The sequence below is a fragment of the Leptospira licerasiae serovar Varillal str. VAR 010 genome (assembly GCF_000244755.1).
Lineage (GTDB): Bacteria > Spirochaetota > Leptospiria > Leptospirales > Leptospiraceae > Leptospira_B > Leptospira_B licerasiae.
Window position 1 is genome coordinate 1,656,044 of sequence record NZ_AHOO02000005.1, and the last position, 12,718, is coordinate 1,668,761.

General features: G+C 41.1%; 2 protein-coding genes and 1 pseudogene. All 3 read right to left on the reverse strand.

Translation table 11 applies throughout. The features are described from left to right. Positions 1–547: 547 nt before the first annotated feature. The 3 genes and pseudogenes from LEP1GSC185_RS08250 to LEP1GSC185_RS08260 all read right to left on the reverse strand — a co-directional run bounded on the left by LEP1GSC185_RS08250 (position 548) and on the right by LEP1GSC185_RS08260 (position 12,707). Positions 548–1,024 carry a hypothetical protein gene (locus tag LEP1GSC185_RS08250; protein WP_010514891.1) on the reverse strand — a complete coding sequence of 159 codons (477 nt, stop codon included), beginning with the start codon at positions 1,022–1,024 and terminating at the stop codon, positions 548–550. Then, positions 1,014–8,452, reverse strand: a pseudogene (locus tag LEP1GSC185_RS20145) (SpvB/TcaC N-terminal domain-containing protein). The gene LEP1GSC185_RS08250 and the pseudogene LEP1GSC185_RS20145 overlap by 11 nt, the downstream one beginning before the upstream one ends. Before the next feature lie 76 nt (positions 8,453–8,528). Beyond that, on the reverse strand, positions 8,529–12,707 hold the full coding sequence (locus LEP1GSC185_RS08260) for an LIC12048 family lipoprotein (RefSeq protein WP_275450192.1): 4,179 nt from the start codon (positions 12,705–12,707) through the stop codon (positions 8,529–8,531). Positions 12,708–12,718 lie beyond the last annotated feature (11 nt).

The window sequence follows — 12,718 nt, forward strand, 5'->3', positions numbered from 1 at the left end:
AAGCTGCGATTCTCACGCAGAGCCGCTAAGACGCGGAGGATAGAACGCCGGAATTAGGCGGCTATCACGAAACGGATTTTGCGACATGGTGCTGCATGGGCGAACATGCGCAAAATCGCCCGCAAATAACAAGCCGCCTCATTTGTAGGAGCTCCTACATGCCACACTTGAGAAAAATTGTTTGGCTAAAATCTTAGGACGGCAAGAGCCTTTCTATCTATTTTTAAATGCGCAAAAAAAATGAGACGTTATCCACGCTTCTTACAGTATTCAGGCTACAAGAACCCGCTCCGCAATAATTCTTCAAACTCAAACGACCAGTCAATTTCTGTCTCCCTCATTCGAATATTCTTCCCGTTGGACCAAAAATTGAAAAGGGGGTGGTTTGTTAGGCGCTTACGAAACATGAACGGAAGAACTCCATTTCAAATCTTCGTCGAAGGCAATACGACAAACGAATTTGAAGGTCAACCAAGAGTAAAATTAAAGCAAGCGTTTAGGAGAAGTGTAAAGCGAATACTATCTCTGTACATATAAAAATATAGTGTCAATAGTTTACATTAGACCAATTGGGACCAAATAATTCTATCTCCAACTTTTTCTTTTTATCAAAATCATCGTAAAAATCCAAAATCATCTCATCTGTTAGATTTTTAGCCATTAATACGATGACTCCCTCATGATTAACGGTAAATGGGAATCCAAAATTGAATCTGATTACCGAGCTAATTTCATATATTCCACATGTGTTACTTCTTTCTGTCCAAATGTATATTGGACTTTTATTATGCTCATGAAGATTATTTACGAAACATCGGAATCTTTCTGCTTCTTTTTCTTCGAAAAATATTTCAATTTTCTTCTTAAGCTCTGATCTTTTAACTTCTTTCCTAATTTTTTCCGTAACTTCAGGTGTCGCTAAATATTTCTCGTCGAATTTATCAATAGAGAGCTGAGAAAGTTCCTTGAGATAAGTCGGCATCAGCTGGTTGAATTTAAATTTATCATGTGGACTATTCATCATAATATACTTTCGACTTGTTATTTTCTAGTTTTGGGCGCCCATAATCATTATAACGTATTTCGCCAGTAACGGGGTCAGTTTTAACTTTTCCAGCTTCCCAATGTTTATCATTCGTATGGCTTCTGTCCATAGTTTGTTGTTGCACGGATTTTACATCTTTGCCTCCGCCCGATTTTGGGACAGTATATCTATATTCTCTGCCAGAAGCATTTTTTGATTGGGAATCTGGCTTCTGACTAGTCGGAATCTTGTCTCTTCTCATTGATTCTCGGCGTGCATGTCTATCGGTCTGGACTCTAGGCTCATTGCCGTTATTCTTATTATTACTGAACTTACCGCCCTTGTTTCCAGAATTACCGTTTCCTCCGCTTTTTCCACCCCCTCGGGAAACACCAGATCCACCACTACGTGTGCCAACTCCGCGTCCACCGGATCCTCCGTTACCACCATTGCCAGATCCATAAGATCCACCTCCCTTATTGGTCGGTCCTATTTGTCGACTATCTCCTCCATCAGAGATTGGAACCTGTACCGGATGGCTTGGCATCCAAGGCCCATGTCCAGTTGGATCCGCTAAGAAAATCGGATCGCCAGCTAGGTATGAGAATCGATTCCAACTTTGCGTTTCGGCCCGATCATCTGGAATCACACTATCTGCACTTGTAAACCTAGCAATCTGCGGATCGTAATATCTTGCATTATAAAAATAGAAATTAGTCTCTCTATCTAACTCCTGTGAGTTATACTTCGGAGCAAAATCTAACGTTCCTCTTTGAACAAGAATCTCTCCATAAGGCTCATACTGCATCCTGGAAAGAGTATGAGCACCTTCATCCAGGACATGAGCTACAGAATCTACTTGGTCAGTTAAGAAATAAGCAGTAACTCCATCTTCATTCAGAGCAGCGATTCGAACTCCGTTTAGGTAAACGTTGTTGATCGAACTTAAGATATTTGTTTCTTCGGAGTATTCTAAACCGTAGAATTTACTTGGATAAAGTATCTCTTGGTTTTTGAAACTAGCCCCACTTGGAACTAATGCTTTCTTACGAACCCTAAATCCACCTTCGTCATAATAATAATTTCCGATCGTTGTGCTTAACGCGTCTTGAACCTGTGTGATCCTATTTTGGGAATCTACTGTGATAGTCTTAGTCAGGTCTTTAAAATTATCCCGCTGATAAGTCATGTTCCCGGAGGAATCGTAGCTCATGACCAGGCGGTTGTTTCCACTTTGGGTGGAATCTATATGAGTGACTTGGTGGTTGGAATACTGGTAATTCCACTCGTCTATGAGTGTATTATCGTTAAAGTTATGATTTCGTTTTGCGAGTAGGTTTCCGTTTTTAGCATACGCAAAACTTTGACGGAAGGTTTTTGTATAATTGTCTGCAGATTCTTGGTATTGTCCATCTGCAGCTACAAGTCTGTTTAATCCGTCGTAGCTATAATTGTATGCTGTTGTGTATTCGCTGGATGTGTTTGTGATCCCTGTGATATTATTTCTGCTATTGAATGCGTAAACTGCGTCTTGCAGTGTTTTTGTGGTTCCGTCTACATCTCCGACTGAGTTGATCCGGACCAATCTTTGTTTTATATCGTAGGTATAGTTGGTTTGGACTCCGTTGCCGAGTCCGAATCCGGAAGTTTGTCCAAATTCGTTATATGTAATATTCTCTACGATTGTTTTATTACAAAATCCTGGAATGATCCCGTTTGTGTTTACTTGGACAGAAATTCCTGTAATATATCCTGCGGTTCCGTAAGTGTAGCAGGCTTTCATCCTGGTATGGCTGACCGGATGTTCCGGATAATCGATGGAGCTGACCCGTCCTAGTAGATCATATTGATATTCCGTAATATAAGGACCGCCTGCCAGTTCGATCGTTAGATTTTTGATGTTCCTGGTTTCTTTTTTAGCTCTTCCTAATTTATCGTAGCTGAATGTTTTGATCTGTACATTATCTTCTACTCGGACGAGTTTTCCGAGTGCATTCTCAGATCCGGAGCTGCTGTCATAATCGAAGTATACGGTTCCTTCAGGGGTGTCTTTTGTAAGCATTCTACCGAGGGAATCATAAGTGAAACTTGTGGTGATCCCACGTGCATCTACTGTTTGTGTAGTGTCTCCGAAGGCATTATAAGAAGCTGTGCTTACCCCGAAATCTGGATCGCTGTTTTTCTTTAATCTTCCGAATGCGTCGTAAAGCCAATAGACTTGGTTTTGGCCAGAGGTATCTTTTGTATTGATCCCGCTTGTATCGCAGGATAACGCTCCTCCGTACATGTCGGACTTTTTGATCATTTTGCCTGCAAAATCGTAACAGAATCCGATCTGTGCCTGAGTGCCGTCCGATCCAAAGTCCTCTATATAAAGAACCTGTCCTCTTCCGTCTTTTACAGTTCGTTTGCTTGTTCCGCCGCTATGAGTCTCAATAGTCTCGAAAGGATCGTTATATGTGACGGTTAACGTGGTTGCTTCTGTTTCTCCGGCGGCGATTGGTAAGATCGTCTTTTTTGCCCTTCCGATCGCGTCGTATTCTATATAACTCGGATTTCTTTCTTGGGAATGTAGTACAAAACTGTCTATCTCACCAGCATCTGCCCAGTCCAGCTGTCCGGATCGTACGACCTGTCCATTCCCGTTGTATGTGATCTTTCCGGACCTTACGAATTGTCCGTTAGATCCTGTTTTGACGGTATGGACCACTCTTCCCATCCCGTCTTTGTAACTTCTAAGTGCAAAACTCGGATCTGCTCCGCCTGTGGGGAATGTGGTTTTTGCACTGAATGGAAAATTGGAACCGTATTCGTAAACTGCAAGCACCTTGATCCCAGAATCCGTGTCCGCACTGGATTCCACTAATCTTCCGAAATCATCATATTCAAAATAACTTTTATTTCCGTTCGGATCAGTGGAATCGTCTGGTGATCCGAAAGCTTTTCCATAATTCGTAGTGTATCTGGTCTTAAGTTGGAGAGATCCACCGAAACTTGTCTGCTCCTTTACGAACTGATGAAGTTGGTCGTCATAAACGTAGGAGGTCCCACGAGCAGGACTTGAACTTACATTTCTTTCTTCTGTTTGGTTTCCGTAAGTATCGTATTCGTATTCCGTAATGTTCGCTGGAACAGAAGGAAGTCCGCTTCCGGTATAGGTCACTGCATTACGAGTCAAATTTCCCTGAGAATCATAAGTAAGATTGCTTGTGGTTTCATGAGAAGAAGCCGACAATGAAACAGTCTTTTTAGGACGGGTCTGGTTGGTTGTAGAATCCGTCTCAAAATCGGTTACACTCGTAAAACTTTGGGAAGAATGTGCCGAATCCGCATAATGATCCGTGCTTACATCCGTCTTCTTAGTGAGATTATATCCGTTAAATACCACAGAACCTTCGGAAGTAGTGGTAGCAGTTCCATTGATAAAGTTCTGGGTTTTACTTAATCGAGCCAGATAACTGATCTTTCCCGGGACCGCTTCTATTTGTTGGATCTCATACGTTATTTTAGAAGATCCGTAATCTTGGTTATCCGAACCAATGATATGCATTTCTTTTTCTGCACCTGCAAGTGCTCTGTTATGCATAAAATTGGAATAAGGCCGGCTGAAATAAGAATGAACCGTTCTAGATCCGGTTGCATCCGTCATTGTAAAATCCGTAAATCCGAACGCGTCTGTTTCTTTTTTGCCGTTTATGAATGCAGAGAAAGAAACTCCATTTTTATAACTATAATTCTTAAAGATCGTATTCCCAAGCCCGTCATCTAAGGTAATCTTTGTGCAGACCCTGTAATTGATCGAAAGATCCGGGATATTATCTCCACCATTATTATCAAACTTGGTAGAATTATCATATTCTAATGTATAAGTCCCACCGATCCCGTTCTTGATCTGTTCGATCACATCCGGAACGGTTCCTGTTGACATCGCAAAATACCAAGTTGGTTCTTTTAGGTGAATGATCCCAATATCTGTTAGTCCATCTCCATTATAATCTCCTTGGATCCATTGGAAAGGATACACCTTAGTCATTAGATCCGGGCGATCCATGGACAATACAAATACAGGAGAAGCAGCAGAGATAATTTTACTTTGGGAGAGATCATAGATCTTATTTTCTCCATCAGAAACTACAATTGGATTTCCTCTATGATCGAATTGGTTCGAAAATCCTACAAGTCCTGGGTTAAAAACAGTTCGTACAACAGTAGTTGCAGTAATTCTAATTTTAGAAAATACAACAGAAGCAGTGTCTGTCGGATCCTCATAAACGATCGAATTGCCGGATACTTCCGGAAAGAGCGCGTATTGGATCCCGGCCTGACTTGTTTTATCATAAACTGTAGTAGATACGGGAACATTCACAGAACCGGTCAGAAGTTTGAAGTTGATCGCAGTAGAACCGATGGTTCCTAAATACCATTTATGAGTAGTCCCGGTTCTATCTACGAGTAGGATTTGGGCCTTTCCAACTCCAGCAAAGTCTCCCGAAAAAATACTGAAACTTGTTCTTCTGTTCCGATTGGTCTCACTTCCTACTTGGAATAGATTCTGTAGATAAGAATCCAACACATCACCCGAAACTGTTAGGTATTTGGTTCCACTCGGGCCTGTGAGTAAAAATCTCTGAGCGCTTGTGCTTGTTTGGTCGTTCAAGACCAAAGCAGATTTAGAAGTGGTTACGTTAAAATAATCGATCGCATACGCACTGGAATTGATATCAAAAGAAACAACTTGAGAATCAGCAATGCTAGCAAGATCCGTTCTTTTGAAAGCATTTCCGCTATCTTGGGTCACTACAAAAAACTTGCTAGTAGTTCCAAAATCTCCGAAGAATAAAACTTCGTCGCGAGTGTTTACTGTGTAACGATCCGCCTTGCCGTTATTTACAGTTACAATTCCGGTTGTTTCCGGATTAAAACCTGTAAGAACTGCTTCTGTAAATGCGGAACCTTTCTTAAAATCGAAAACCCCTGTTTTTCTATCAAAAAGAAGAAGTTCGGGAGAAGCAGAACAATCGTTTGTTGTAAAACATCCCGGATATGCAATCTCTCCCTTTCCAGGGTTGGAGTTCCCATCGTATTGGTAATCTAAAAGAACTGTTTTGGTGTCAGTTGAAGTGGAGAATACTCCGAATCCTTTGATTGGTTTTACTTCATCCAAAGGAAGGGGAGTCTTCATCACTCTCTCTTGGTTCGGACCATAGCTCATATCGCTGTAAACTTTGTAGCGGAATCCGTTAGATGTTGCCTCTCCTATCCAGAACTTTCCGTCCGTCTCAGAGAAAAACCCTACGTCAGTTGCACCATCTCCATTGAAATCCCCTTGGAGCCAACGAGTGATCGTTTTAAATTGAGGAGCTTTGGACCAGATCTTAAAATTGATAGTCCGATTAACAGTTTCTCCTAAAGTCCATTCTCCCGAAGAACGATCGAATAACAAAAAGTCAGAAGTTCCATCTCCGTTAAAATCCCCGGAGAACCGGTCATTAGAAAATAAAGCCTGCTCAGGTGCAGTGAATACTTTGTATAGTACCCAGTTGGTAATAAAATAAATAGGACTCGATTTGTCCGGATTTCTGAGATTCTCTCCTACAAACCATTTTCCACTTCTTTGGTCATAAAGGGAAATATCCGTAAGACCGTCAGCGTTGTAATCTCCGCTTAAGAACTTAACTTTGGCTCTATCTTTTCCATCAATACTCGTATCGTTTGTGCTAACACTATCCAAGTTTGCATTGGGAGAATAATCTCCCCTAAACACGTTCTGGAACTTTTTGCCTACTTTTAAGAATTCGAAACTTCCACCCTTATTCAGCATCAAAGTCCAAAGACCGGTAGGTTCGTCGAAGAGTAAGGAATCGGAGAGACCGTTTCCGTCGTAATCTCCAGGAAACCATTCCATCCGGAAAATATCCGGGATCCCACTCATCAATCTTCCATAATTACGAAATTGGAATACTTGCCCGTCATGTTCTGCAACAATGAAGTCTTTGGTTTCAGGAAGATAGAATGCGATATCGGATCTTCCGTCCCCGTTAAAATCACCGCTAACGTTTCCTTTAAAGAATCGGATCTTAGAAGGGCCGTCATAATTTTTATAACGATTCGCATAGGTCTTAAAATTATATCCGCCTTCTTTTCGGCCTTCTGCTGCTTTCCAATTTCCTGTTTGAGGATTGAAGAATACGATATCAGAAATCGCATCTCCGTTAAAATCTCCCTCAAAATATTCGGTGGAATTCGGAAGAACTTCCGGTTCGCTGGACGCTTGGTTTACTATATTCTGCCAAGTTAATATTCGAGAAGAACTGCTATATTTGAATTCGGGTTTTGTAGTATGGCGATCGGATTCTACAGTTTTGAGAATAGGTCTTCCGGAATCGAAGGAAGTATCGTATACAAGAGAATAAGTCCAAAGTTTACCGCCAGTCCAACCGACCTCTATCTTATCCAAAAGTCTGTCCATGGTCATAGTAAAACAGGAGCCATACTTACATAAGAATCGCCCCTTGACTTTGTGATAAACTTAACATATTGTTTTGCAGGAAATCCGCTTTTGCTATTCCCGGTATACTTGATCTCTTGGACATATAAATTCCGTTTTTCGGAGTAGTTAGAAGTGTCGTATGTGACCTGCATATAGTTTCCGTTCCGATCTTCCGTTTTGGAAAGATACCAACTATATGTTCTGGAAATTTGGTTTGGATCGTAGATCCGATTGGAAGCAGAGTCCCCAAAGATCGTCTTGGTCCCATCAGAGTCCAGAACCTCCCAGGTCCCCCCATTTTCTATATTCGTTAATTTTAATAGTGCAAAATCTTCTTCCGTGATTTCGGGTCTATACACTCCGTTCTCGTTAGAAGTGGAACCTGAGACTTTGATTAGTCTTTTTCCGTTCCAAGTAAATGTGTCTCTGGAATCATAGAACAAAGCCCCATATTCCGGAGTTCTTGTGATCGCTCCCAGTCCTATACTCCAGCCGATCCCAGTCCATCCATCTCCTCCAGTGGAAGAATACGATAACGCTAGGCTTGGCTGAACTCCTGCTCTTCCTGCGGGAACTTGGATTGGATAATTTAAGGAAACTGCACCGAAATTATTCGGTTCAGGTGGTGCGATAAACATGGCTCCGGCTAATGCATCTGCCTTTGTTTCCGGATCGTCTATCGCTTCGCTGTAGTTTGTAGAAATGGAAAATAGATCACTTCCTTCCGGTGCAGGTGCAGAACCGGGAGACAAGAAGGAAGTTCCAGATGGAAGTATTCCCGCTGCCCTAAACAGCCTATCTAAGGGACTGCCTCCGTTTCCACAGGAAGTAAAAAAGAACGAAAAGGCTGCGGATAAGATCCAAAATTTAAAAGAAGCTTGTGCTCTAATAAACGATACAAGTTTCTTTTTTTGAGCTGAAGATCCTTTTGACAGCATACTTTTCCCGTTCTCTTATATTCTATTTTCTTAATGGGAGTGAGCGGCTCTTTACGAAAGAACCGCCCTCGATTTGTTACGGAACGATTTGAACGCTAAGCGTATAATCTCTCTCGATCAAAGGAGCGATAAAGAAGTTGTTCAAACCGAACTGAAGAGAACCTGGATATACCACATCCAAATTGAAGCCTCGAATTACTTGTTGACTAGTATCCTGAGCAAACCAAACAGGTAGTGCTTTTGTATCATAAACACCAAGTGTCACACCTGATTGTGTTCCTTGATTGGTCGTGCTTAAGAAGAACTCTCCACTTCCTTTGAGAGCAAAAGGACTTAAAGAGACAGTTCGCCCTCTAATTGTTCTTTTACTATTTTCATAATGTTCCCATACGGAAAGTATCGTATTTCCTGTAATTAAAGTAGCTCCTGGTTTCTGTGTTGCATTAGCAGATACTGATCCGATTTGTAATGCATTCGTATACAAAAACTGACCGGTAGCAATATCCAATACTTTCAGATACATACCGCCATTTTGTGAATAAGTCACAAAGACTTGACCTCCCGAAAGTGATGCTTTTAGTGCATTTATATCGGACAACCCAGAAACAAGAGTTAGGTCTGACGATCCTAATTTCGATCCGGTACTTAAATCAACCCCTCTGGCATACCAAACATCGTCCATCGCTTTCCACACTACCATTCCCTTGTTCCCAGAAGCTTTAGCGAAAATAGGTCCAGGAACAACAGAAGACTCAGCGTCTAACAACATATCGGATATCGAAACGGCTGCTCCAGTAAGTATATTATACAGCTTAAAGTTTAGGGCTTTGTTGTATGTTGCTCCATTACGATAATGAACAGCTACCAAAACATTCGGATTACCTGAAGTGCTATCTACTCTACCCTCATATCGTCCATCACTATCATCTGCATGTACTACACTGCCAAGATTAAAGTAATCAATAGCTACAACACCGGTCGAAGTGTTGTAGATACGTCCCCTAAGGACCTTGGTAAAGGTGCTACCGCTTTGTAAGGTATCACCCCATACTACCATTGCCCTATCGGAAGAAGCGGTTGCATCAATCCTAGACCAATCACCATGATCAAAACTTCTAGTAACAATCTTTGTCTCGGCTAAGATTGCCGAGTAAGTCCCACTCATATTTCTTATAGATAAATAAATATCTTTCGCATTCTCCCAAACGATTGCCACTTTACCATTATCCAATTTAGCGACTAGTTCACCTGGAGAAGTGATTGCAGTGGTATTGATTTGGAATTGAGCACCTAACACAGTTCCTGTAGAGATTTGGAATACTTTACCATAAAGGTTTGTATCTCTTCTCCAAATTACCATCGTTACGTCACCTTGGGTAACGGAAACTGGTTCTCCCAAAGGAACGGCTGTTCCTGGGTCACTAACAATATAATCGCTATTTAAAGTCCCTACTTTATAAGTACGACCACTATTTGTAGTAAGTTGGAACATACCACCAGAAAGGAAGCTTGTGAATCCTCCCGCATCTGTCCAAGAGTTCCAATAAGGAACACCTTTGTTATAATTCCCCATCCAGTTAACTGCTAAATAATCAGGAGTGTATCCGAGACATCCGGAAGGATGGAAAAGATTTGCTCCCGAGCAAGATACGGTCGCGGAGGTTAATAGAGGTAGATATTGTGGGAGAGAATAGTTAGAAGCAGGAGTTCCGTTTGTTTGAGTATTCCAATCCGTTACGAAAGAATTGTCCACAATCAAACGTGCATCGGGTGCAGCTAATGCTCCCGGAATAGTTACCCCTGTAGTCTTGATATTCTTCTTCTTCATAGCGGTATCAACAACTACCGTAAAAGAACCATCCGGGTACCCGGGAGTTGGAGTGCTACTTACTACTGTATATGGATACGTATCCCCACTAACGTAAATGGAATCATTTACTTCTATCGTTCCATACACTCCTGAAAGATAAATTGTATTATCTCCAATACTTGTTGGAGAACTTAATACCCCTCTCATTTTTTTCACATCGGTGTATTTTAACGGCCAAATAGTTCTGCGATATGCACTGTTTAAAGCCGGACGAACATAGATGTTTACTAAACTATTTTCAGGATCTACAACTGTGCTAAGCTGAGGCATACGGAGACAAATTCTGAATGTTTGGTCTGCATAACCGGAAGTGTCTATCCACATCTTTTGTATTTTATAAGCGTCCACGGCATCCGTGTCTTTATAGACATGGACCCAATCAGTTCTTTGTCCACCAAAGCCTAAGCTGATCTCAAAATCCATTACTTGATCAATATTGAATCGTTTGGTCGCAACCACAGGAGAATATTTGAAATCCGTAAAGTACTGGTAAGAACCACCATTTTCAGGTAAGCCAAAGTTAGGATTCAAATATTTAGTTTGGTCCAACTTCACAGTAAATACTACTTTTTCATTAAATCCAACTTTTCCTACATAGAAAGATTTTTGATCCGGCTCATAAGGGTTTTCACCGAACTGAGATAGATCCCATTGAGTATTTAATTTAAAGAAAGAGTTTGGATCATTTGCGTCGATGGCTCCTCCAGTAGGAGTAGAACCAGAAGACCCAATCGGAGTAGCTCCATAAGGAGGATTTACTTCATTTTTAGCTAAATCCTTTACGGAAATATAAACTATATCGTAATAATCCCCTGCCCAAATGATAGAATCCACGCCCTTTACCATCTGTGCTTTTTGAATATTGCCCGGATCGAAGATGCGGATATTAGAACCATCTACCCAGAACTCAGTTGGATCATTATATTTTCCGTTAGAATAGATCGCCCAAACCCCTGCAGTTCTCTTCTCTTCGTCCGTCCAGGCAGAAAACGGTTTTTGAACACAAGCAGTACGGCTGACTCCATCGCTACCTGAGAATGTTTGGTTTTCACAAGGTAATGTAGTAGATACTCCGGCAAAGGACTTGATTCCCTTTAAATGGATTTTGGATTGGCCGAGAGCAGGAGCGAACTCGCTAAAGTCGATAACATAGTCTCCGTATTCAATCTGAACTCCAGAACAAGCAACTCTCTCCAAAGCTTTTTGCAAAGTTACTCCTGGAGCAAGAGTTGTCGCAGTTTTAGTAGTGCAAGGATTTTCTACACTTAAGTCATCAAAGGCAGCAACTCTATATTTTTCACGTATTTGAGGGCCAAACACTTTAATAAGGCTTGTTCTTCCTTTTGCGTTCTCTTCTACAATTCTTAGATTATCTCCAGTAAAGCTCAAAAGTGCAGATTTATAATTAGAATCTGCGACATGAGTCATTGTATAATCAACAATGAAAATTTTAGGAGTATAGCCGGAAGCAATTGCATTTTCAATTTCTGCTGTGTTTAAATTAGGAAGTTCCACAACATAAGGTCCGAAATCGTCTCCCCCATAAACTTCAACCTGAAATAAACTATAGTCATCATTTCTTAATCGGAAACTTTGGACTGGAATTAAATTCCCTCTCGCGTCTTCAAACATCAGTGTGCAAAGTATATTGCTCAGTTTTACCGGCATATTCACTGATCTGTTCTTAATATATAATGCTGCTCTTACATAACCAGCATTCGCATCTATTTTGGAAGTTTCGTTAATCTTAGAACTTTTTTCGGACCTATATTTTCTGGCTTTTTGGCTGGCAGAATCCGATTTAACCGTCTTTGCTTCTTTATCGATATTGTTTTTAAAAGGTTTGTCTGCCCATTTAGTAGTAGTAGCTTCTTCTAAGAATCTTTTAGACCAGCTATTTGCCTGTTTATATGAAGTGGCAACTGAGCCAGACATGGACACTCCTGTTTCCGCAGGACCTTTTACCTCCATGCTAGTACTTACACTTAAGCTGCCTTCAGTATCGTTAGACTCGCTCATTTCCGCTTCTCTTTTATATTGGTCCTGAAATTGAACTGTCCTCAGATTCAATTCATTTTGGTGAACCGATTCAGATCCTTCATTTTTATTGGATTCGATATCGTCAGAATTGATCTCACTTACGATCTCATCGCTTTCGCCAGTACTACTCTTTAAGATTGCGACCTTCATTGTGATAGGAGGAGCTACAACTGTGTCGATTTCCGGATAATCAGCTACCCAAACGTTCGTAGTCGTTTCATTGATATTTAATATTCCATCTCCATCGAAGTCATTCAGGATGGTGGTTCCGGTTGGATCTATTGCTCCACCTAAAGCCTGTGCACTTACCTTTGTTCCCGGCTTTAAATTAAACAAGTTATTCACCGGCGTAACCG